The sequence below is a fragment of the Rhodococcus sp. SJ-3 genome, assembly GCF_051918125.1.
Lineage (GTDB): Bacteria > Actinomycetota > Actinomycetes > Mycobacteriales > Mycobacteriaceae > Rhodococcus.
On sequence record NZ_CM123306.1, the window covers coordinates 2,934,478 to 2,955,641 of the forward strand.

Genomic DNA, 21,164 nt, shown 5'->3' on the forward strand with positions numbered 1-21,164 from the left:
TGGTTCCTCCGCAGGTCAGAAGGAGAAATTCTCTTTCGGCCGGAGACCGTGCGGAGGGCCTCGACGGGATGCCGACTTGACACGCAGTGTGCCCGGTGTCATTGTCTTCGGCAGGTCATGAGTACCAGCGTCAAGCCCCGGCTCGCTGGTCGGCAACCCTCCGCCGCGGTGGGGTGCTCCGGGTGACGACCTGGCTGACGTACCGAACCCGGACGCAGCAAGCGCGGACTCCGCCGGCGAACGATTCACCATCGTCGTGGCGATCACCGACGGGTCCCTGATCGATGAGGGAAATTCGTCATGACTGTTGCTACTTCCACCTGTATCGCTCCCTTTGCTCGCGTGTCGGGCTGTGACGTGCAGGTTCCTCTGGTGCAGGGCGGAACCTGCAGCTACGCGAACTTCGACTATGCGGCGAGCGCACCGGCTCTGGAGAGTGTGACGGACCGGATTTCCGAGCTGTTGCCGTTCTACGCCAGCGTGCACCGTGGTGCGGGCTATGCCTCGCGCATCAGCACCACGAGCTACGAGGAGTCGCGTGAGTCGGTTTCCCGGTTCGTCGGTGCCGACGAGGACCAGGTCGTGGTCTTCACCCGAAACACCACGGATTCGATCAACCTGCTCGCCGGTGCAGTCCCCGGCGACGTGGTGGTACTCGACATCGAGCATCATGCGAACTTGTTGCCGTGGAAGAACACTCGTGTGGTCGAAGCTGCGGATTCGGTTTCGGAAACCGTGTGGCGGATCGCCGTCGAGCTCGAGCGTGCGCCGACGGCACTGCTTGCCATCACGGGAGCGTCCAATGTGACCGGCGAGGTGCTGCCGATTGCCGAACTCGCCGAACTCGCCCACGCGTGCGGCGCACGGATCTTCGTCGACGGTGCCCAGCTGGTTCCGCATCGCCGCGTCGACCTCGCCGAGCTCGGCGTCGACTATCTCGCGTTCTCGGGCCACAAGCTGTACGCGCCGTTCGGTGCCGGGGTGCTCGTCGGACGTCGCGACTGGCTCGATGTCGCGGAGCCGTACCTCGCCGGGGGCGGAGCAGTACGTGAGGTCGCCCTCGACCGCACCGAATGGGCGTGCGCCCCTGCCCGGCACGAAGCCGGGTCCCCGAACGTGCTGGGGGTCGCGGCGATCGCTGCCGCGTGCGACACTCTCGCGTCGCACGACGCCGAGGCAGCTGCGCGTCACGAGGAGCTGTTGTGCGCGCAGCTTGTCGATGGCCTGCACGACATCTACGGCGTGGAAATCCTTAGGCTGTGGGATGATTCGGCAGACTGCGTCGGGATCGTGACCTTCGGTATCGATGGTTTCGAGCCCGGCGAGATAGCCGCGTACCTCTCGGCCGAACACGGCATCGGTGTTCGTGACGGGCGTTTCTGCGCCCACCCGTTGCTCGCCCGCGTCGGCCTTCCCGGTGGTGCGGTGCGCGCCTCGCTGGGATTGGGTAGTTCCTCGGCGGACGTCGATCGTCTGCTCGCGGCGCTTCGGCAGCTGGTGGCGAGCGGGCCGCAGTGGTCGTATGCCAAGGTCGAGGGGGCCTGGAGCCCGTCGCCGGAGACCCGGATCGGCCTTACGCAGTCGGGCGACGGTGCGGCGGAGTGCGTCTGATGATCGCCGCAGCGATCGACAATTCCCGGCGAGATCAGTAGGGTTTTCTCATGGCAGTGTGGAGTTCGGCGCAGGCAGCGGCCCAGTGGTGCCGCCGCCACGTCGACCTGTGCCGCACGGCCTCCTGCATCTGTTCGGACTGACGAGGTTCCCGTTCCCGCTTTTTCGATGCCGAGTTCGGCATATCGAGAGGAATTCTCATGTCCTACAGTAGTATTTCTTCAGCCGAGTCCCTGCGTGTCGCAGTCGAATTCGTAGATGGTTCAGGGCCAGATGTGTGGGCGGATCTCACCGTCGATCGCGACGGCGGTGGGCCGCTCGACCTCAGTGCTGCTCCGCGCACCGTCGTGCGGGTGCGCGCCGCAGATCTGCGGGAAGCGCGCAAGCTGCGCGATCGGGCACGAGCCGATGCCTCGGCGGAAGGCCGCGACCCCGACGCCCTCACGGTGCTGGTCGACCTCGAAGTGATCGTCGACCTCGAAGCGCGCGTGGCTCGTCGCCGTGCTCAGGATGCGTGGCGCCGGGCAGGCGGGGGAGCAGCGGGCCTGTCCTACGTCGGTACTCCGACCGGGCTGGCCGGCCTGATCGCCGATATTCATGCCGTGAAGGTCGCCGACGGCGTCACCCTGATCCCGGTGGCCGGTGGCATCACGGTCGACAACATCGTCGATGGAACCCTGCCGTGGCTAGAGTCTCGCGGACTCATCGAGATCTCACCGTCGTCGGCGGAGTTGGGGCGCAGGTTCGCCGCAGGCAGAGGTCGCGCCACTGATCGTCCGGACGGTCGTGTGGCCCTCGCATCCTGACCTCCTGCACGTTGTGATCAGTCGACCTCGAGGTCGACGCCCGCAGTGATCCGCAGGAGTTCGGTGTACGAGGTGCGGAAGAGGGTGTCCAGGCTCCCTCCCGATGCCCACAGTTCGGGGTATCCCGCCAAAGCGCAGTCGACGTAGGTCGGCAGATTGGTGGGGTGCCCCAGCGGTGCCACACCGCCCGGTTGTTGCCCGGTGACCTCGGCGATCAAGTCGTCGGGTGCGGGAGTGAGGGTGCCGGCCAGCCTGGCGCCGGCCCGCTCGAGTGAGACCCGGTGCGCGCCCGAGACGAGAACCAGTATCGGCTCCTCGTCGAGAAGGAGTACGAGGGACTCGACGATGGCTCCGACGTCGACCCGCACTGCGGCTGCTGCCTGTTCGGCGGTGCGCACCGGCGTCGACTGCGTGGTGATCAGGCCGTGATGTCCTCGGGCGATGAGGGTGTCGGCGACACGGGCAGCATTCGGGTGCAGAGGCCTGGGCATGATGCCACCCTATGAAAACCGGTGACTGCTGTGACCGGATCCAGAAGGATCGACGTGATCGGAAGCTCGATGCGGTTTACACGCTCAAATATTACTCTCGAGTAATGACTGATTCATCCAGTTGGAAGGCGTTCACCGTAGAGCGCACCGAACACGTCGCCCAGGTCACGCTCATCGGCCCGGGCAAAGGCAACGCGATGGGGCCGGACTTCTGGTCGGAACTACCGCAGATCTTCGCGCAACTCGACACCGACCCCGAGGTTCGCGCCGTCGTGCTCACCGGCTCCGGCAAGCACTTCTCGTACGGTCTCGACCTTCCTGGCATGGCCGGTGAGCTCGGGCCGGTGCTGGCCGACAAAGCGCAGGCGAAGCCCCGCACCGATTTCCACGCCATGGTCAAGCGCATGCAGGGCGCCATCACGGCCGTCGCCGACTGTCGTAAGCCCGTCGTCGCTGCGATCTCGGGATGGTGCATCGGCGGCGGCGTCGACCTCGTCTCGGCGGCCGACATCCGCTACGCCAGCGCCGACGCCCAGTTCAGCGTCCGTGAGGTCAAGGTCGGTATGGTCGCCGACGTGGGGAGCCTCGCGCGACTTCCCCGGATCATCGGTGACGGGCACCTACGTGAACTCGCGCTGACCGGCAAGGACATCGACGCCGCACGCGCCGAGAAGATCGGTCTCGTGAACGACGTCTTCGACGACGCCGCAGCAACACTCGCCGCAGCGCACGCGAGCGCGGCCGAGATCGCAGGCAACCCCCCGCTCGTGGTCCACGGCATCAAGGACGTCCTCGACCACACGCGGTCCGCGCAGGTCGACGACAGTCTTCGTTATGTCGCGGCCTGGAACTCGGCGTTCTTGCCGTCCGAAGACCTCACCGAAGCGATCGCGGCCGTGATGCAGAAGCGCACGCCGGAGTTCAAGGGGCGCTAGGACGCACCCTGCAGCAAGACGACATCTCCGGGCCGATTTCGTGATCGGCCGGGAGATGTCGTCTTCAGGGGACGCGGTGCCTGCCGTCGTCCTACGGACTTCGGTGTCCGCATCGTCCTACGGACTCAGTGTCCGCCGTTGTCCTTCAAGCGCGCGATCGACGCGGTTACTTCGGCCTCGGCGTCGGCCCGGCCCGCCCAATCGGCAGCTTCGACATGCTTGCCCGGCTCGAGGTCCTTGTAATGCACGAAGAAGTGCTTGATTGCGTCGAGCTCGAACTGCGGCACATCGCTGATGTCCTGGATGTGATCCCAGCGCGGGTCACCGGCCGGAACGGCCAGGACCTTGTCGTCTCCGCCTGCCTCGTCGACCATCTTGAACATGCCGACCGGACGTGCATCGACGATCACGCCGGGGTACACGGACTCGGGGAGCAGCACAAGGCAGTCGAGCGGATCGCCGTCCTCACCGAGAGTGTTCTCGATGTAGCCGTAGTCGGCGGGGTAACCGAAGGAGGTGTAGAGGTAGCGGTCGAGCTTGACGCGGCCGGTCTCGTGATCGACCTCGTACTTGTTGCGCTGCCCCTTGGGGATCTCGATGGTGACCTCGAACTCCACGCCTTGCCTCACTTCGTCGATGTTTGCCAGTCGATACGACGTCCGTATCTGCGGCGATGGTCCGCAGTGAGGATAACCGTCCCGACGCTACGCTGTAGGTGCAGGTACCGGACCACCACGCGACCACCAAGGGCGCGAGTGTGTTGGACACAGCGGAGGCGCGTTGGCGGGGCAAGGCAAGAGCAAGAAGCAGGGCGGACTCGAGACCCGTAAACGTCGGAGCTTCCGGATCCTGCTCGGTATCTGGATCGTGGGCTTCCTGGCGCTGGTGGTCGGTGGCGCGTTCGCGGTGTACGACGTCCGCAGCACTGCATCAGCCGCGGTGGTCCCCGCCCCCGCGCCCGTCGTCGCTGCGCCGCAGGTCGCAGCCGTCACCGACTCCGCCCCCGCACCCAGCCCCTCCGGGCTCGCCACTGCACTCGGCGCTGCCGTCGCGAACCCGGGACTCGGCGCATTCACCGGATCGGTCACCGACGCCGCGACGGGCACTGTGCTCTGGTCACACGAGCCCGACCGTCCGATGACACCGGCGTCCACCACGAAACTGCTCACGGCAGCAGCGGCGCTGATCGCCCTGCCGAGCGACCATCGGGTCACGACGAAGGTGGTGTCCGGATCCCGGCCGGGCGAGATCGTGCTGGTCGCGGGGGGCGACCCGACACTGACAGCGCAGCCCGCCGGTCAGGACGGCTTCTATCCGGGCGCTCCGCGCATCGCCGACCTCGCCGACCAGATCACACGTTCCGGAAGTGTGGTCGACACCGTGCTCGTCGACACCGGTGCGTACAGCGGCGAGCTCCTCGCACCCGGATGGTTCCCCGAGGACGTCCCCGCGGGCTTCGTTGCCCCGATCGAGCCGGTGATGCTCGACAGTGGGCGATCCGACCCGCTCGAAGACGAATCGCCGCGCAGCGCCACACCCGCCCTGGACGCGGGCCGGGCACTTGCCACTGCACTCGGCGCAGATCCTGCAACAGTGGCTCTCGCGTCTGCCCCTCCCGGTGCGACCCCCATGGCATCGGTGCAATCGGCACCGCTGCGCGACCGGCTCGGCCAGATGGTGAGCCGTTCCGACAATGTGCTCGCCGAGGCAATCGGTCGTGAGGTCGCGATGGAGGCCGGGGTCGGGGCTTCCTTCTCCGATGCCACCGGTGCCGTCCTGCGTGTGCTGCAGGGCGCGGGCTTCGACACCTCCGGGGTAACGCTTGTCGACCTCAGCGGCCTTTCGGTCGACGACCGGATCCCCGCCGGTCTGCTCGACTCCATCATGGCGGCCGCCGCGGCACCGGACCGTGAGGAACTGCGTCCCATACTCGACTACTTGCCTGTCGCCGGAGGCACCGGCACCCTCGCTGATCGCTACGGTGCGACGAATCGCGCCGGAGCCGGGTGGGTTCGAGCCAAGACGGGCACACTGAATCTGGTGAGTGGACTTTCGGGCTATGTCGTCGACGTCGACGGTCGGGTGCTCTCGTTCGCGTTGCTGTCCAACGATCGTTCCCCCGGTGAGGCCAGGCCCGCGCTCGATGCGGTGGCTGCGGTCCTCCGAGAATGCGGATGCCGATGAGTGGCGCCGACCGCGCACTCGGCGACGCGATCGATTGGTCGTTCGCGGCGGGAGTCGGCGCGCGGCTGGCGCGGCCCGCGCCTGCGATGTCGCGCTACACATACGACACCGCGGCCGCTGAACTCGCGTCCGCGTCGGATCGGGCCGAGGCGCCGGTCCGGGATCTGACCGGTCTCGGGGACGGCGCCGCGCCGCGGCCTGCACTCGTCGTCGACCGGCCGGGGTGGGTCCACGCGGCTGCCGCTTCGATGTCCGAACTGGTCGGCGAAGGGGAGAACCGCTCGTGGGCCGCGAAGCCCGCAGGAGCGCAGGCCGGTGCGATGCTCGCCTATCTGTCCTCGGCGGTGCTCGGACAGTACGACCCGTTCTCCAGGACGCTGCTGCTGGTCACCCCGAATGTCGTCGCCGTCGAACGGGCCCTGAAGGTGCCCACCGCAGACTTCCGGCTTTGGGTATGCCTGCACGAGGTAACCCACAGGGTGCAGTTCGCGGAGGCACCCTGGATGGCCGACCTCATGCGCGACGCCGCCGGGGAACTCTCGGCAGCCGTCGACGAGCCGATCGGCGACATCGCCAGGCGCCTGATCTCGGCTGTCCGTGACCTGCGCGAACCCGAAGGCAAACCGATGTCGCAGCGCGGCATGCTCGGCCTGATGCGTGCGCTGCAGGCCGAACCGCAACGCGAAAGCCTCGACCGGATGCTCGCGCTGGGCACCCTTCTCGAGGGGCACGCGGACCATGTCATGGACGCGGTCGGACCGTCAGTGGTTCCCTCGGTGGTCCGCATCCGTCGTGCGTTCGACAGCCGGCGGCGACGCAGCAGCAATCCGATCCACCGCGTCATCCGCATCCTGCTCGGGATGGACGCGAAGATCGCGCAGTACGTCCACGGCAAGAGGTTCGTCGACGCCGTCGTGGAGAAGGTGGGGATGGAGCGGTTCAACGTGGTCTGGTCCGGGCCGGACGCACTGCCGACACTCGGCGAGATCGACAAGCCCGAAGCCTGGATCGCGCGAGTGCTGGGCTGACGATGGCTGCGGCATCGCCACCCCTGCTCCCCGCGACCCCCGCGATCCACGAGATCCGATTGGCAGTGCGCGCGTGGCTCACCGAGTATGGCGCGACCACCGTCGTCGTCGGGCTTTCCGGTGGTGCCGACTCGGCGGCCCTGACCGCCGCCGCCGTCGCCGAGGCCCATGCGGTGCACGCGGTAGTGGTGGATCACCGACTACAGGCCGGATCCGACGTGGTCGCCGCACGAGCCGTCGAATTCGCGGAGTCGGTCGGATGCGCGTCAGCGCAGGTACGAGCGGTCGATGTGACCGGCCCCGGCGGACTCGAAGCCGCCGCCCGTCACGCGCGATACGAGGCCCTCGACGACGCGCGGTGCGGCCATCCGGTGCTGCTCGGACACACTCTCGACGATCAGGCCGAAACCGTCCTGCTCGGCCTCGGCCGCGGCTCGGGTCTGCGGTCGATCCGTGGAATGGCGTCGTTCGACGACCCGTGGGGGCGCCCTCTCCTCGGCATTCGGCGCGACACCACTCGGCTGGCGTGTGAGGAGCTCGGCTACGACCCGTACGAGGATCCGCACAACTCGGACTCGCGGTTCACGCGCGTGCGGCTGCGGAGCGAGGTTCTCCCCCTGCTAGAGGACGCTCTCGGTGGTGGAGTGGCTGCGGCGCTCGCGCGAACCGCGGCGCAGTTGCGCGAAGACGGTGAAGCTCTCGATGCGGCCGCGGCGAGCGTGCTGTCGGACGCCCTCGGGCAACCGGGCGCCCCAGTAGGAGAGCAGCAACTCGATACCGCGACGCTCGCGTCGGCGCCACCGGCGGTCGGGCGTCGTGCGGTGCGGGCGTGGTTGATCGAAATGGGAGTCTCGTCACCGCCCGACCGGACCCTCCGGGCAGTGGACGCCCTGGTGAGAGGATGGCGCGGGCAAGGACCGGTGGCCGTCGGCCGCGGTCCCGGACGGGGGAGCAGGTTGGTGGTGGCACGACGGCGTGGCAGGCTGATCCTCGAGTTCGTCGACCAGCAACGGTGTGCGGACGACTGACGGAAGGTAGGTAGGACCCGGTGTACGAAGGCGATATTGCGTCGGTGCTGATCTCGCAGGAAGAGATCGAGAAGCGCACCGCAGAACTGGCAGAGTCGGTCGCCGAACGGTATCCGCCGGGTGCACCCGAAGGCGATCTGCTTCTCATCGGCGTGCTCAAGGGCGCGATCTTCTTCATGACCGACTTCGCTCGTGCGCTGCCGATCCCGACGCAGATGGAGTTCATGGCCGTCAGTTCGTACGGTTCGTCGACGTCGTCCTCCGGTGTAGTGCGCATCCTCAAGGACCTCGACAAGGACATTGCCGGTCGCCACGTGCTGATCGTCGAGGACATCATCGATTCGGGACTGACCCTGTCGTGGCTGCTCCGCAACCTCAAGACCCGCAATCCCGCTTCGCTCGAGGTCGTCACGCTGCTGCGTAAGCCCGACGCCGTCAAGATCGACGTCGAGGTCGCGGACGTCGGCTTCGACATCCCCAACGAGTTCGTCGTGGGCTACGGCCTGGACTACGACGAGCGGTACCGCGACCTGCCGTATATCGGCACGCTCGATCCGAAGGTGTACAGCAGCGAGAGCTGAGTGAGACTACTGCGGCGAGAAGCGGTGGTCCGGACGGACCGCGACCGATCGCTGTAGCGCCTCCAGATCCTGCTCCATGAGCCGGAACAGCCAGTACACGAACACGAATGCGGCGATACTGCCCATGGAAAGCACACGCACCGCGGGCTGGACCTGGGCGATCTCGTCGACCGTGAGGAACGTCGACCCCGCGACTGCGACGAGGGGCACTGCCGCCGCGACGGCGAGATACCGAATGCTGCGACGGTGCAGACCTTCGAGTTCGCGGGCATCGGTGGTGTCGGTCGCGCCGTGGGACAGGAACGCCGGGTAGATCGACCGCACCATGTAGAACGAGACGAAGAAGAACGGGTACGCCACGGCGATCGTTCCGCACACGACGATCGACGTGACGAAATGGGTGATCGCCCTGCTGTCGAGCGCTCCCGACACCGACTCCATGATCACCGGGAACAAGATTCCCGACAGCACCCACAGCATCATCACCACCGCCGTGATGCGGTCGGCGATGAGCAGTGCGTCATGCCGTGCACGCGCGAGTTCGGCGGCGTCGTACTGACGTCCGCGGCGCAGTCCCCGGGGCACGGTGATCAGTCGTCGCGAGAGGTAGACGATCACCAGTGCGCCGAGGGGAAAAACCGCGGCGTTGATGATCAGCGCGATGTTCTGGAATTGAAGCTGTGCGTCCGGCGACAGCGCTCCGACGATCAGATTCCGATTGTGCTGGAAGTTGTAGAGGGCCCCCAGGACATTGGGTAGACCGACTGCCGCGATCATCAACGGGACGACCGGTCGGCGCAGTCGCGCCCGCCAGCTCTCGGGCGGCGGGTCCACGAGTTCGCGGGCGCGTGCGTCGAGACAGAGGTCGAACTGCTGCGCCAGTTCGGCGCCGGAAGCCCACCGTTCGGCGGGTTCGGGTGCGAGACACCGTGCGAGCACGCGACGCAGAGTCTGCGGGCAATCACTCGGCAACTGTGCGAGAGCGTCGCCGTCCGGAGGTGCGCGGCGACCGAGCAGCATTGCGTCGAGCGCGTCCATCGTGGGCGCCTCCGCGGCGCGCGCGCCGTGATCGGCCCCGGGCCTGCTTCCGGTGAGCAATTCCCACAACATCACGCCGAGCGCGTAGATGTCGCTGCGGGTGTCGAGGTCGGCGGCGCTGCGGGGCAGATGGGGATGGCATGCCTCGAGTTGTTCGGGGGACATGTATGCAATCGAGCCGCCGAGATAGGCGACAGGCGAGCTGTCCACCGCTTCGGCGAAGCTGATGTTGAAATCCGCCAGCTTGGGCACTCCCTCGGCGGTCAACAGCACGTTCGCCGGTTTGATGTCGCGGTGCAGCACACCGCGGCTCTCGGCGTAGTGGAGTGCCTCGGCGAGACGCCGACCCAGCCACGCCACGGTCTCGGGCCACGTCAGGCCCGCGAGACGCTCTCGAACGGGTGATTCGGACGGTCTGATCTCGCCCTTTGCCTGAAGGGTTCCATCGACGCAATCGAGCAGCAGACGACCGGACCGCTGCTCGGGAGGTGTCTGTCGCACCTTGTGCAGCACGCGCAGCAGAGTTCCACCGGGCATGTACTGCATGTACAGCAGACGTAATCCGTGATCGGGCAGAATTCGCTGGTCGAAGACCCGCACTATGTAGTCGTGGTCGAGCTGGGCGAGGGTTTGTGCCTCGTTTCCGCTGTTCCGCGACACTTTCACCGCGACGAGACGTTGCATCGACTGCTGCCGTGCGAGGAACACGCGTCCGAATGCGCCGGTTCCGAGCGCTGTGAGCAGGTCGAAGTCGTCGATGCGTTGTCCGGCCTCCACGTCGTCGAGCGTGATGGGGTCGCCGGAGTCCAGCATGTCCGGGAGTGTTTGTGCTGTCGCGGTGAGATCAACCGGCACGGATTCGGCCGCGCGGGTGGTCTCCGCGGGTCGTGTCCTTTCGGAAACCCGCGTGGCGTCACGAACTGTGATGTCGGCAGCTGCCGTCTCGGAAACCGGGTCCGGGTCCCGCGTGTCCATTGCTCGATTTTCCCACATGCCGCCGCATCGGATACGGCACAACGCACAGCCGGAAAGGCAGGGAACCCCGGCATGATCGCGCGCGTTGACATAGTAGGCCGACCACGCAGGGACGTCCTGGCAGCGCCACGCGGTAACCTTGCGGTGCCCGATTGGTCACGGGTCTGGGAAGCGCCACAACGACCACATTGCTGACGCCACTATCGAAAGGACCGGCCGGCCCGGCCGAACCTGTATGAACCGCAAGACAGTGTTTCGTAATCTGGGGATAGTCCTCGGCATCCTGTTGGTCATCTACGCCTTCAGTTACTTCGGCGACGACACGCGCGGCTTCACAAAGGTCGATACGTCCGTCGCGATCGCGCAGCTCGACGCAGGCAACGTCAAGCAAGCGCAGATCGACGACCGTGAGCAGCAGGTCAGGTTGTGGCTCGACAGCGGTAACGACTCGACCGAAGGCTCGACCGAGATCCTCGCGAAGTACCCGGCCTCGGCCTCCGAGCAGGTTTTCGACAAGGTCGCTGCATCCGATGCCGAATCATTCGACACGCAGGTCACCCAGGAGAGCTGGCTGACGTCGATTCTGCTGTTCGTGTTGCCGATGATCATCCTGCTCGGTGTGTTCATCTTCGTGATGAGCAGGATGCAAGGTGGCGGCCGTGGCGGCATGATGGGCTTCGGTAAGTCGAAGGCCAAGCAGCTGTCGAAGGACATGCCGAAGACGACCTTCGCCGACGTCGCAGGCGCGAACGAAGCCGTCGAAGAGCTCTACGAGATCAAGGACTTCCTGCAGAACCCTGCTCGTTACCAGGCTTTGGGCGCGAAGATCCCGAAGGGCGTACTTCTGTACGGACCTCCCGGCACCGGCAAGACCCTGCTCGCCCGCGCGGTCGCAGGTGAAGCGGGAGTCCCGTTCTTCACGATCTCCGGCTCCGACTTCGTCGAGATGTTCGTCGGTGTCGGCGCCTCGCGCGTACGCGACCTCTTCGAGCAGGCCAAGCAGAATTCGCCGTGCATCATCTTCGTGGACGAGATCGACGCGGTCGGCCGTCAGCGCGGCGCAGGACTCGGCGGCGGGCACGACGAGCGTGAGCAGACACTCAACCAATTGCTGGTGGAGATGGACGGCTTCGGCGACCGCCAGGGAATCATCCTCATCGCGGCCACGAACCGCCCGGACATCCTCGATCCCGCCCTGCTGCGTCCCGGTCGCTTCGACCGGCAGATCCCCGTCAGCAATCCCGATCTGGCCGGGCGTCGCGCGATCCTCCAGGTGCATTCCAAGGGCAAGCCGATCGACCAGCATGCCGACCTCGAAGGCCTCGCGAAGCGCACCGTAGGTATGTCCGGCGCGGATCTCGCGAACGTCGTCAACGAGGCTGCGTTGCTGACCGCCCGTGAGAACGGCACCGTCATCACCGAGGCGATCCTCGAAGAATCTGTCGACCGCGTGATCGGCGGCCCCCGTCGTAAGAGCCGGATCATCAGCGAGCACGAGAAGAAGATCACCGCCTACCACGAAGGCGGACACACACTCGCAGCGTGGGCGATGCCCGATATCGAACCCGTCTACAAGGTCACGATCCTTGCTCGTGGCCGTACCGGCGGACACGCGATGACAGTGCCCGAGGACGACAAGGGCCTGATGACACGCTCGGAGATGATCGCGCGGCTCGTCATGGCAATGGGTGGCCGAGCCGCGGAAGAACTGGTGTTCCGCGAGCCCACCACCGGTGCGTCATCCGATATCGACCAAGCGACCAAGATCGCCCGCGCGATGGTCACCGAGTACGGCATGAGTGCGAAGCTCGGAGCCGTCCGCTACGGCCAGGAACAGGGCGATCCGTTTCTGGGCAGATCCATGGGCGTGCAGTCCGACTACTCGCATGAGATCGCACGCGAGATCGACGAGGAGGTGCGCAACCTGATCGAGGCTGCGCACACGGAAGCCTGGTCGATTCTCAACCAGTATCGCGACGCACTCGACCTCATCGCAGGTGAACTGCTCGAGCACGAGACGCTCACCCGCAAGGACCTCGAACGGATTCTCGCTACGGTCGAGAAACGTCCCCGGATCACGACATTCAATGATTTCGGTGATCGTGTGCCGTCGGACAAGCCGCCGATCAAGACTCCCGGCGAACTCGCCAAGGAACGCGGCGAGCCGTGGCCGCCGGAGCCGCCGTCGCTGACCAAGCCCGCGCCGCAGGAACAGCCGCAGGTGCCGCAGCAACCGCAGCAGTTCCCGCCGCCACCGCAGCAGCAGCCGTACCAGCAGCCGCAGCAGCCCGCAGGTCAGGCGCCTCAGTCCACCGGTCCTGCTCCGACCCAGCAGCTGTTCGGACAGCCGGCTGCGGGACAGCCTCCGCAGGCGCCCGGTCCGGCACCGCATCAGCAGCCGCAGCAGCCGTCCGGTCAGGGCAACGGCTACCAGGCTCCGCAACCGGCACCCGCGTCGGAACCCATGCCGGGCTTCCCTCCGGCTGCCGACCAGTACACGGGCGGCCCCCGGCACGCGACCCGCCCCGATTACGGTGCTCCCGCGGGTTGGTCGGCGCCCGGATGGCCTCCGCAAGATCGGCCGAACCAGCCGCAGGACCAGTCCGGCGGCGTCTATCAGCGGGGCTACCCCGACTGGACACAGCAGGGCAACGCGGACGGCGTGAGCGGCGCAGGCGGCGACCCCGACCCGCAGCGCGACGACGACGGCCGGACACCTCCCGAGCCTCCCCCCACGCAACCGTGGGACGGGCCGGCAGGCCACCGCTGAGCTCGCGCGGAAACAGCGTAGTTCCCAGATCACATCCAGAAAGTGGAGGACGTCGGGTGTCGGTGAATCACCTCAATACGGAGGCGAGTCGTACCTCGGGCAACCATGACGACACTGAGTCGTTGAGTCTGTCGTCGGGTCGGCCCTTCGATCAGGCCCGGGCCGAAGCAGCCGTGCGGGAACTGCTCATCGCTGTCGGCGAGGACCCCGAGCGCGAAGGGCTGCGTGACACCCCGGCTCGTGTCGCACGGGCCTACCGCGAGGTGTTCAGCGGACTGTTCACCGTTCCCGACGAGGTCCTCAACACCACCTTCGACGAAGGCCACCAGGAACTCGTCATGGTGCGCGACATTCCGATGTACTCGACGTGTGAGCACCACCTGGTCTCGTTTCACGGTGTCGCCCACGTCGGCTACATCCCCGGGCCCACCGGTCGCGTGACGGGACTGTCGAAACTCGCCCGTCTCGTCGACCTCTACGCGAAGCGACCGCAGGTGCAGGAACGTCTGACGAGTCAGATCGCCGACGCACTCGTGCGCAAGCTCGAGCCGCGCGGCGCCATCGTCGTCGTCGAAGCCGAGCACCTGTGCATGGCGATGCGCGGTATCCGGAAGCCGGGAGCGAGCACCACGACATCCGCGGTGCGCGGGTTGTTCCAGACGAGTTCGGCGTCTCGCGCAGAAGCCCTGGATCTCATCCTGCGCCGGTGAGCATCCATACGGACACACAGTGGCCCCTCGTGCGGGACGCACAGTGGCCCATCGTGATGGGCGTACTCAACGTCACCAGCGACTCCTTCTCCGACGGAGGGCGCTATCTCGATCGTGACACCGCGATCGCCCGCGGATTCGAGCTCAGGGAACTCGGAGTCGACATCGTCGATGTCGGCGGCGAATCGACTCGTCCTGGCGCGGCCCGGGTCGACCCCGAGATCGAGGCCGCACGCGTCGCGCCTGTCATCGAGGCGCTGGCTGCGGCCGGGATCGCCACCAGCGTCGACACCATGCGCGCGTCCGTTGCCGCCGTTGCCATCGAAGCCGGGGTGACGATCGTCAACGACGTATCGGGAGGCCGGGCGGATCCGAACATGGCGTCGGTTGTGGCGTCGGCGGGAGTCCCGTGGATTCTGATGCACTGGCGACCCACCGGCGAGTTCGTGCACGCCGGAGGGAGCACCCACTACGACGATGTGGTGCGCGAGGTTCGCGACGAACTCCTCACCCAGGTCGATGCTGCACTCGCGGCGGGAGTCGCGCGCGAGAACCTCGTCCTCGATCCCGGTCTGGGATTCGTGAAGAACCCCGATCACAATTGGGAACTCCTTCATCGACTACCCGAGCTGACCGAACTCGGACTCCCGGTGCTGATCGGTGCGTCGCGCAAACGATTCCTGGGGTCGCTGCTCGCCGCACCCGATGGGGCGGTGCGCTCGCCGGATGGGCGCGAGGTCGCGACCGCGGTCGTTTCGGCCCTCGCTGCGACACACGGTGCGTGGGGTGTGCGAGTACACGATGTGCAGGCGAGTCGCGATGCGCTCGCCGTGGTCCGGGCATGGCAACGAGGCAGTGCGGAAGGTGTACGCGGTGGGTGATCGCATCGAGCTGCGCGGGCTGAAGGTTCGCGGCAACCACGGGGTGTTCGATCACGAGAAGCGTGACGGGCAGGACTTCTTCATCGACATCGTCGCGTGGCTGGACCTGGCACCGGCCGGAGCCAGCGACGATCTCGTCGACACCCTCGATTACGGGGGACTCGCCGAGCGGGCCGCCGCGATCGTCGCCGGCCCTGCGCACGATCTCATCGAGACAGTGGCCGGCCGGATCGCAGACAGCGTCCTGGCTGATGGCCGGGTGACGCGAGTGGAGGTGACCGTGCACAAGCCGTCGGCGCCGATCCCCTTGACCTTCACCGATGTGGCGGTGGTGGTCGATCGGACCCGGGGCTCCGAATGAGTCGCGCGGTGCTGTCGATCGGTTCCAACCTCGGAGACCGGCTCGCGCATCTGAAAACCGTTGTCGACGCCCTTGGACCGCGAGTATGCGCGGTGTCGAGTGTGTACTCCACTGCGCCGTGGGGTGGTGTCGAGCAACAGGATTTCCTCAACGCCGTCGTGGTCGCCGAGGACGACGGTTTCGACGAGTACGACTGGCTGACGCTGGGACGCGAACTCGAAGCTGCTGCCGCTCGCGTCCGAGCGCAGCATTGGGGCCCTCGAAGCCTCGACGTCGATGTCGTCGTCTGCCGGACCGATGCGGGGGAGGTGCGCAGTGACGATCCCGAGTTGTTGCTGCCGCATCCTCGCGCACACGAGCGTGCCTTCGTCCTGGTGCCCTGGCTCGACGTCGAACCGGCTGCGAGTCTCGCCGCGAATGGGCACACCCGACCGATCTCGGACTGGCTCTCGGACCTCGACGAGGCCGAACGCGACGGCGTGCACCGCACCGACCTCTCGCTGATCGATCATGCGCCGGGCGCGGAGGACGATCCCGGGGATCGCCCATGATGAAAGCGACGCGAATCCGCGACCTGCTGGCTCTCGGGCTGCTCGCTGCGGTGGTTGCGTGGTTGCTGATCCGCACCATGTACGGTTCGTTGCCGCCGATCCCGGTCTATGCCGGTGCATCGCTGTATCCGGTGGCTGCCCTCGAAGCGGTGCTCGCATTCATGATCCGCTCGCGGGTGAACAACCATCAGCTCGGCGACGGACCTCGCCAGTTGCATCCCATCACCGCGGCACGCTCGGTGGCGCTGGCGAAGGCGTCTGCGCTCGTCGGTGCGGCAAGCGCCGGAGTGTGGGTGGGCTTTCTGCTGTATCTCCTGCCGCAGCGAGGCACGGTGCAGGCGGCGTCCGAAGACACTTCGGGAGTGATCGTCGGTGCGATCGCGGGTGTCGTGCTCGTCGCGGCAGCATTGTGGCTCGAACATTGTTGCCGCACACCCGAGGATCCGGACGAGCCGTCCGAGCCCGCGACCTGACGGTGCGTTCGGCCCAGCGGGCCGAACGTCGCAATTCGACTGGGTGTCGCGGTGATGTCAGGCCCGGCAGAGCGTCGGCCAGTACCCTGGTAATCATGGTGTCCCGGGGGCGAGAGAGTAAGGATCGGCGGCCGTGGCGCAGTTCCGGCTCGGTCATCGTCGCCGGGCTGCTTGCGCTCGCGATGGTTGCCTCGTTGTTACTCGTGTTCAGCGACAGCGTTCAGATGCTACGGATCGCTGTGGTCGTCGCCTTGTGGTGCGCGGTCGTCGGAGCCATCGCAATGACGAAATACCGCCGGGAATCGGCGCTCGACAAGGCCAAGGCGGAAGACCTCAAGACCGTGTACGAGTTGCAGCTCGACCGCGAGATCTCGGCACGCCGCGAATACGAGTTGGGGGTCGAGGAGAAGGTCCGATCCGAGCTCCGGATCGACGCCGACGAAATGACCGCACTGCGAACCGAACTCGCGGCGCTGCGCCGCAGCCTCGAAGCATTGTTCGACGGGAAGCTCCCCGACGACGGTCTCGCGCTGGAGGGCGAGTCCGTCCGCGAACTCGACAGTGCGCCCCGGGTGAACGCCCCGAGCCCCTCCGGTCCGGCATTTGCATCGCCCGACGACGAGCCGTTGACGGCGGAGACCGAGATCGTGACGTCCGGTGCCGAGCAGTCGGATGCGGACCGAGCGGCCGAGTCCGATGATGCCGAAGCCACAGCTGATGCCGAAGCCACAGCCGGGAAGTCGGACACACCGGGTATACCGGCGGGGCGACGGGCTCGTCGTCGCCGTGACGCGGAGGCGTCCGGCAGCCACGCACAGGGACGGTCCGTCGCTGAAATCCTGGCGAACCTGTCGTCGGATCGCTGAGAACCGCGCCTGTGGGCCTCTTCGGTGAGGTGTAGATCACGCCGCTTCTCCATGGCCTGTCACAAAGGCCGCGCGCTATTGTCGTGCAGAACGTCTGGTACCCGCCGCGCGGGACTGGAACGAACGAGAGGACCCCCGTGACTTCCTTCGGGATCACAAACGCGCCTGCCCCTGCCCGGCTGTCCGTGGGCATCGTTTCCGCAGGGCGTGTCGGAACCGCACTGGGAGCGGCGCTCGAACGTGCCGGCCACGTTGTCGTTGCCTGTTCGGCAGTGTCCGAAGCGTCCAAGCATCGCGCCCACACGCGTCTGCCGGAGTCTCAGATCCTGCCTGTCGACGAAGTCGCGGGCAGATGCGATCTGCTCCTGCTGGCAGTGCCTGATTCGGAGCTCGCCGGATTGGTTTCCGGCCTTGCAGCCACCGGGGTCGTGCGCCGTGGAACATTGGTCGCGCACTGTTCCGGTGCCCACGGCATCGAGATCCTCGCGCCGCTGACCGGAGTCGGAGCAACTCCGCTCGCGATCCATCCCGCGATGACCTTCACCGGCCACGACGAGGACACAGCACGTCTGTCGTCGACGTGCTTCGGGATCACCGCCGCCGACGAGGTCGGCTACGCGATTGCGCAGGCGCTCGTCATCGAGATCGGCGGTGAACCGGTCCGGGTGTCCGAGGCGATGCGCCCGCTCTACCACGCGGCTCTCGCTCACGGCAGCAATCATCTGGTCACACTGGTGTCCGACGCCGTCGAAGCCCTGCGGACCGCACTTGCAGGGGACGAACTCCTCGGCCAGCAACTCGTCGATGCCGAGCCCGGCGGAGTCGCCGAGCGTGTCATTGCGCCGCTGCTCACCGCAGCACTCGACAACGTCCTGCGGCGCGGTCCGGCGGCCCTGACCGGCCCGGTGGCACGCGGCGACGCCGACGCGGTGGCCACACACTTGCGTGTGCTGGAGGACGTCGATCCGCAGATCGCCGCGGGATACCGCGCTCTGTCGTTGAGATCTGCACAGCGCACCGGTTCGAAGCCGGAACTGATGGAAATCCTCGAAGGGGCTGATCACGGTGAGTGAAACGGAACAGCGCGGATACGTGCGCGGCGAACTGACCGTGCACCACGACCCGGCTGCCTTGACGAAGGTCACGAAGGCGCTGCGCGGCGTCGGTCGTACCGTGGCCCTCGTACCGACAATGGGTGCACTCCACACCGGGCACCTCGAACTCGTGCGGCAGGCCAAGCTGACCGGCGCGGTCGTGGTGGTGTCGATCTTCGTCAATCCATTGCAATTCGGTGCGAACGAAGACCTCGACGCATACCCGCGCACCGTTGACGCGGACGTCGAGTTGCTGCGCGAAGCCGGAGTGGAACTCGTGTTCGTCCCGTCCGTCGCCGCGATGTACCCGGCCGGGCGCCGCACGATGATCCATCCGGGTCCACTCGGTGCCGAGCTCGAAGGCGGATCGCGCCCGACGCATTTCGCAGGAATGCTCACGGTCGTCGCGAAGTTGCTGCAGATCGTCGGACCGAACAGCGCGTTCTTCGGCGAGAAGGACTATCAGCAGCTCACGTTGATCCGCCAGATGGTGACCGACCTGAACTTCGACGTTCGGATCATCGGTGTGCCCACGGTCCGTGAATCCGACGGCCTCGCGCTGTCGTCGCGCAACCGCTACCTCGACGCCGACCAGCGAGAGATCGCCACCGTCCTGTCCGCGGCGCTCGTCGCGGGCGCGCATGCCGCTGCCGGTGGCGCCGACGCGATCCTGTCGGCGGCGCACGACGTGCTGGCCTCCGCACCTGCAATCGAGGTGGACTACTTGGAGTTGCGCGGAGCCGACCTCGGCGAAGCTCCCGAGCGAGGCGACGGTCGGCTGCTCGTGGCCGCACGACTGGGCTCCACCCGTTTGATCGACAACGTGGGGGTCGCGGTCGGGACCGGCTTCCTCGAACGGGCGACCGGTCCGGTCGATCCTGATGCCGAAGACGACCTGCTCGCTCGCTGACGCGAGTTCACGACGAGAAGAAAGAAACTGAGGATCGACATGTTTCGCACCATGATGAAGTCGAAGATCCACCGCGCAACGGTGACGCACGCCGACCTGCATTACGTCGGTTCGGTGACGGTCGACCAGGATCTGATGGACGCGGCGGATCTGCTCGAAGGTGAGCAGGTGTGCATCGTCGACATCGACAACGGCAACCGTCTCGAGACGTACGTCATCGCCGGCGAGCGTGGATCTGGTGTCATCGGGATCAACGGCGCTGCAGCGCATCTCGTGAGCCCCGGCGACCTGGTCATTCTCATTGCCTACGGCGTGATGAACGAACAGGAATGCAAGGATTACGCGCCGCGTGTCGTGTTCGTCGATGCGGAGAACCGCCAGGTCGAACTGGGCAGCGACCCCGCGCACGCACCCGAGGGGTCCGGTCTGATCACCCCGCGGATGCTGTCGACTCTCGACGCATCGATGGTGTAGCGGTGCTCCTGGCTGTCGATGTCCGGAATTCCAACATCGTTCTGGGCCTTTTCACCGGCAGCGGTTCGCACGCAAAACTGCTGCGGGATTGGCGGATTCGCACCGATTCGCGGATGACCGCGGACGAACTCGCTTTCGCGTTCCGTGGGTTGCTGGGTGATCACGTGGAGCAGATCACCGGTGTCGCTGCGCTGTCGACGGTCCCGTCGGTGTTGCGGGAGTTGAGGGTGATGCTCGCCCGGTACTGGGATCGGGTACCTCATGTGGTGGTCGAACCCGGTGTCCGTACGGGTGTTCCGCTGCTCGTCGACAATCCGAAGGAGGTCGGCGCAGACCGGATCGTCAACAGTCTTGCCGCCCACCATTTCTACGGCGGCCCCTGCATTGTCGTCGACTTCGGTACGTCGACCTGCGTCGACGTGGTGTCCGCGAAGGGCGAGTTCCTCGGTGGCTGCATCGCGCCCGGGGTGGAGATCTCGATGGACGCACTGGCGTCGCAATCGGCGGCATTGCGCATGGTCGAACTCGTGCGGCCGCGTGCGGTGCTCGGCAAGAACACTGTCGAATGCATGCAATCCGGAGCGGTTTTCGGCTTTGCCGGCATGGTCGACGGGCTCGTCGGCCGTGTGTGCACGGAGGTCCCCGGATTCGGCGGTGACGACGTCGTGGTGATTGCCACCGGCGACAGTGCCCCGCTGATCATGGAGGAATCGCGTCTGCTCGAGCATCACGAACCGGACTTGACCCTCGAAGGACTGAGGTTGGTCTACGAGCGGAATCAGGAACGGCGTGCCTCGAGGCGGGGAGCCGCCGAGGCTTCCGCGCGCCGCGATTCTGTGTAAGAATGTCCCTCGTGATCTGCCGCATGTGTGCCCAGGAGTGTTGTCGAGGCTGACGTCCGCCTCGATCGATAACACCTTCCTGGGAGTTTTCTCATGCGCGCTGCGCTTGTCTCGTCCTTTTCTTCATCGCCCTCCGCTCCGGTTGCGCTTCTGCCGCTTGCCGTCGAGCGCACCTATCCCACAGAGCTGGCTGCCGCCGTTGCTCGCGGCGCGGTGATCGTCGATGTCCGCAGCACGGCTCAGCGCGATGCTCAGGGCACCCTGCCCGGCGCCCTCGCGATCTCCGAGGAGCTGGTCACAGCCCGACTCGACCCCGCGAATCCCGGCCGTCTGGCCGTCGCCGTCGACCTGGATGTCGAGTGGATCCTGGTATCAGCTGAGGGCACCGATTCACACCGTCTCGTCGCGAGCCTGCAACAGCGGGGTCTGCGTCGTGTCTCCCACATGGCGGGCGGCTACCACGCGATCCTGGCGGCCCGGATGGTTCAGGCCGTCACCCAGGCCCATCACATCCTCGCCGACGTGGAGCGCGTCACAGCGCACTGAGGAACTGTG

23 protein-coding genes and 1 riboswitch are annotated in these 21,164 nt (G+C 66.5%); of the genes, 20 read left to right on the forward strand and 3 right to left on the reverse strand.

Annotation, left to right across the window (positions count from 1 at the left end; translation table 11 throughout):
• Positions 1–113 precede the first annotated feature (113 nt).
• Positions 114–230, forward strand: a riboswitch (SAM riboswitch).
• 70 nt (positions 231–300) lie between these two features.
• From ACTDXD_RS13555 to ACTDXD_RS13565, 3 genes are read left to right on the forward strand one after another with little or no spacing between them, the layout of a single operon-like run.
• Positions 301–1,611, forward strand: a complete 1,311-nt coding sequence (locus tag ACTDXD_RS13555; protein ID WP_440122860.1) for an aminotransferase class V-fold PLP-dependent enzyme — start codon at positions 301–303, stop codon at positions 1,609–1,611.
• Between the two features lie 50 nt (positions 1,612–1,661).
• Positions 1,662–1,754, forward strand: coding sequence for a putative leader peptide (locus ACTDXD_RS13560; protein ID WP_374229930.1), 93 nt, complete (start codon positions 1,662–1,664; stop codon positions 1,752–1,754).
• 57 nt (positions 1,755–1,811) lie between these two features.
• On the forward strand, positions 1,812–2,417 hold the full coding sequence (locus tag ACTDXD_RS13565) for a hypothetical protein (protein ID WP_440122861.1): 606 nt from the start codon (positions 1,812–1,814) through the stop codon (positions 2,415–2,417).
• 17 nt (positions 2,418–2,434) lie between these two features.
• Here ACTDXD_RS13565 and ACTDXD_RS13570 read toward each other — a convergent pair whose 3' ends face one another.
• On the reverse strand, positions 2,435–2,908 hold the full coding sequence (locus tag ACTDXD_RS13570; protein ID WP_440122862.1) for a YbaK/EbsC family protein: 474 nt from the start codon (positions 2,906–2,908) through the stop codon (positions 2,435–2,437).
• 104 nt (positions 2,909–3,012) lie between these two features.
• Here ACTDXD_RS13570 and ACTDXD_RS13575 point away from each other — a divergent pair, with 104 nt between their 5' ends.
• Complete coding sequence (locus ACTDXD_RS13575) at positions 3,013–3,843, forward strand: crotonase/enoyl-CoA hydratase family protein (RefSeq protein ID WP_440122863.1); 831 nt, start codon at positions 3,013–3,015, stop codon at positions 3,841–3,843.
• A 125-nt stretch (positions 3,844–3,968) separates the two neighbouring features.
• Here the strand turns inward: ACTDXD_RS13575 and ACTDXD_RS13580 are convergent, their stop codons facing one another.
• Positions 3,969–4,460 carry an inorganic diphosphatase gene (locus tag ACTDXD_RS13580; protein WP_169688433.1) on the reverse strand — a complete coding sequence of 164 codons (492 nt, stop codon included), beginning with the start codon at positions 4,458–4,460 and terminating at the stop codon, positions 3,969–3,971.
• A gap of 163 nt (positions 4,461–4,623) precedes the next feature.
• On the opposite strand from ACTDXD_RS13580, the gene dacB reads away from it, so the two are divergent.
• The 4 genes from dacB to hpt are packed head-to-tail and all read left to right on the forward strand — an operon-like array spanning position 4,624 to position 8,664.
• Positions 4,624–6,027 (forward strand): D-alanyl-D-alanine carboxypeptidase/D-alanyl-D-alanine endopeptidase, encoded by a 1,404-nt coding sequence (gene dacB, locus ACTDXD_RS13585; RefSeq protein WP_440122864.1) that lies wholly within the window; start codon positions 4,624–4,626, stop codon positions 6,025–6,027.
• Positions 6,024–7,055 carry a zinc-dependent metalloprotease gene (locus tag ACTDXD_RS13590; RefSeq protein WP_440122865.1) on the forward strand — a complete coding sequence of 344 codons (1,032 nt, stop codon included), beginning with the start codon at positions 6,024–6,026 and terminating at the stop codon, positions 7,053–7,055. The genes dacB and ACTDXD_RS13590 overlap by 4 nt, the downstream gene beginning before the upstream one ends.
• Positions 7,056–7,057: 2 nt before the next feature.
• Positions 7,058–8,083 (forward strand): tRNA lysidine(34) synthetase TilS, encoded by a 1,026-nt coding sequence (gene tilS, locus ACTDXD_RS13595; RefSeq protein ID WP_440122866.1) that lies wholly within the window; start codon positions 7,058–7,060, stop codon positions 8,081–8,083.
• Between the two features lie 20 nt (positions 8,084–8,103).
• Complete coding sequence (gene hpt, locus ACTDXD_RS13600) at positions 8,104–8,664, forward strand: hypoxanthine phosphoribosyltransferase (protein WP_440122867.1); 561 nt, start codon at positions 8,104–8,106, stop codon at positions 8,662–8,664.
• A gap of 6 nt (positions 8,665–8,670) precedes the next feature.
• On the opposite strand, the gene ACTDXD_RS13605 is transcribed toward hpt, so the two are convergent.
• Entirely contained in the window at positions 8,671–10,677 is a 2,007-nt protein-coding gene (locus ACTDXD_RS13605) for a protein kinase domain-containing protein (protein WP_440122868.1), read from the reverse strand.
• A gap of 235 nt (positions 10,678–10,912) precedes the next feature.
• Here ACTDXD_RS13605 and ftsH point away from each other — a divergent pair, with 235 nt between their 5' ends.
• The 12 genes from ftsH (at position 10,913) to ACTDXD_RS13665 (ending at position 21,155) form a co-directional block, all read left to right on the forward strand.
• On the forward strand, positions 10,913–13,447 hold the full coding sequence (ftsH, locus tag ACTDXD_RS13610; protein WP_440122869.1) for an ATP-dependent zinc metalloprotease FtsH: 2,535 nt from the start codon (positions 10,913–10,915) through the stop codon (positions 13,445–13,447).
• A gap of 56 nt (positions 13,448–13,503) precedes the next feature.
• Positions 13,504–14,157: a GTP cyclohydrolase I FolE gene (folE, locus tag ACTDXD_RS13615; protein WP_440122870.1), complete on the forward strand. Its 654-nt coding sequence runs from the start codon at positions 13,504–13,506 to the stop codon at positions 14,155–14,157.
• Positions 14,158–14,213: 56 nt separating this feature from the next.
• The gene (gene folP / locus ACTDXD_RS13620; protein WP_440127643.1) at positions 14,214–15,038 is read left to right on the forward strand and encodes a dihydropteroate synthase; all 825 of its coding nucleotides are present in this window, start codon (positions 14,214–14,216) and stop codon (positions 15,036–15,038) included.
• A complete protein-coding gene (gene folB, locus ACTDXD_RS13625) occupies positions 15,031–15,399 on the forward strand; it encodes a dihydroneopterin aldolase (RefSeq protein WP_440122871.1) in 369 nt (122 codons plus the stop codon). Before folP ends, folB begins: the two co-directional genes overlap by 8 nt.
• Positions 15,396–15,950, forward strand: a complete 555-nt coding sequence (folK, locus tag ACTDXD_RS13630; RefSeq protein WP_440122872.1) for a 2-amino-4-hydroxy-6-hydroxymethyldihydropteridine diphosphokinase — start codon at positions 15,396–15,398, stop codon at positions 15,948–15,950. The genes folB and folK overlap by 4 nt, the downstream gene beginning before the upstream one ends.
• Complete coding sequence (locus tag ACTDXD_RS13635; RefSeq protein ID WP_440122873.1) at positions 15,947–16,423, forward strand: DUF3180 domain-containing protein; 477 nt, start codon at positions 15,947–15,949, stop codon at positions 16,421–16,423. The genes folK and ACTDXD_RS13635 overlap by 4 nt, the downstream gene beginning before the upstream one ends.
• 95 nt (positions 16,424–16,518) lie before the next feature.
• Positions 16,519–17,289, forward strand: coding sequence for a DUF6779 domain-containing protein (locus ACTDXD_RS13640; protein WP_440122874.1), 771 nt, complete (start codon positions 16,519–16,521; stop codon positions 17,287–17,289).
• A 137-nt stretch (positions 17,290–17,426) separates the two neighbouring features.
• Positions 17,427–18,362 carry a Rossmann-like and DUF2520 domain-containing protein gene (locus ACTDXD_RS13645; RefSeq protein ID WP_440122875.1) on the forward strand — a complete coding sequence of 312 codons (936 nt, stop codon included), beginning with the start codon at positions 17,427–17,429 and terminating at the stop codon, positions 18,360–18,362.
• A complete protein-coding gene (gene panC, locus ACTDXD_RS13650) occupies positions 18,355–19,293 on the forward strand; it encodes a pantoate--beta-alanine ligase (RefSeq protein WP_440122876.1) in 939 nt (312 codons plus the stop codon). Before ACTDXD_RS13645 ends, panC begins: the two co-directional genes overlap by 8 nt.
• A 39-nt stretch (positions 19,294–19,332) precedes the next feature.
• Positions 19,333–19,767 (forward strand): aspartate 1-decarboxylase, encoded by a 435-nt coding sequence (panD, locus tag ACTDXD_RS13655; RefSeq protein WP_440122877.1) that lies wholly within the window; start codon positions 19,333–19,335, stop codon positions 19,765–19,767.
• Positions 19,768–19,769: 2 nt separating this feature from the next.
• Positions 19,770–20,609 (forward strand): type III pantothenate kinase, encoded by an 840-nt coding sequence (locus ACTDXD_RS13660; protein ID WP_440122878.1) that lies wholly within the window; start codon positions 19,770–19,772, stop codon positions 20,607–20,609.
• A 93-nt stretch (positions 20,610–20,702) separates the two neighbouring features.
• Positions 20,703–21,155 (forward strand): rhodanese-like domain-containing protein, encoded by a 453-nt coding sequence (locus ACTDXD_RS13665; RefSeq protein ID WP_440122879.1) that lies wholly within the window; start codon positions 20,703–20,705, stop codon positions 21,153–21,155.
• The last annotated feature ends 9 nt before the right edge of the window (positions 21,156–21,164 follow it).

Bases quoted from the DNA above. Each gene is read 5' to 3' on its own strand.
- ACTDXD_RS13555 (WP_440122860.1), top strand. From the start codon at position 301: ATGACTGTTGCTACTTCCACCTGTATCGCTCCCTTTGCTCGCGTGTCG.
- ACTDXD_RS13560 (WP_374229930.1), top strand. From the start codon at position 1,662: ATGGCAGTGTGGAGTTCGGCGCAGGCAGCGGCCCAGTGGTGCCGCCGC.
- ACTDXD_RS13565 (WP_440122861.1), top strand. From the start codon at position 1,812: ATGTCCTACAGTAGTATTTCTTCAGCCGAGTCCCTGCGTGTCGCAGTC.
- ACTDXD_RS13570 (WP_440122862.1), bottom strand. From the start codon at position 2,908: ATGCCCAGGCCTCTGCACCCGAATGCTGCCCGTGTCGCCGACACCCTC.
- ACTDXD_RS13575 (WP_440122863.1), top strand. From the start codon at position 3,013: ATGACTGATTCATCCAGTTGGAAGGCGTTCACCGTAGAGCGCACCGAA.
- ACTDXD_RS13590 (WP_440122865.1), top strand. From the start codon at position 6,024: ATGAGTGGCGCCGACCGCGCACTCGGCGACGCGATCGATTGGTCGTTC.
- tilS (WP_440122866.1), top strand. From the start codon at position 7,058: ATGGCTGCGGCATCGCCACCCCTGCTCCCCGCGACCCCCGCGATCCAC.
- ACTDXD_RS13605 (WP_440122868.1), bottom strand. From the start codon at position 10,677: ATGGACACGCGGGACCCGGACCCGGTTTCCGAGACGGCAGCTGCCGAC.
- ftsH (WP_440122869.1), top strand. From the start codon at position 10,913: ATGAACCGCAAGACAGTGTTTCGTAATCTGGGGATAGTCCTCGGCATC.
- folP (WP_440127643.1), top strand. From the start codon at position 14,214: ATGGGCGTACTCAACGTCACCAGCGACTCCTTCTCCGACGGAGGGCGC.
- folK (WP_440122872.1), top strand. From the start codon at position 15,396: ATGAGTCGCGCGGTGCTGTCGATCGGTTCCAACCTCGGAGACCGGCTC.
- ACTDXD_RS13635 (WP_440122873.1), top strand. From the start codon at position 15,947: ATGATGAAAGCGACGCGAATCCGCGACCTGCTGGCTCTCGGGCTGCTC.
- ACTDXD_RS13640 (WP_440122874.1), top strand. From the start codon at position 16,519: ATGGTGTCCCGGGGGCGAGAGAGTAAGGATCGGCGGCCGTGGCGCAGT.
- panD (WP_440122877.1), top strand. From the start codon at position 19,333: ATGTTTCGCACCATGATGAAGTCGAAGATCCACCGCGCAACGGTGACG.
- ACTDXD_RS13665 (WP_440122879.1), top strand. From the start codon at position 20,703: ATGCGCGCTGCGCTTGTCTCGTCCTTTTCTTCATCGCCCTCCGCTCCG.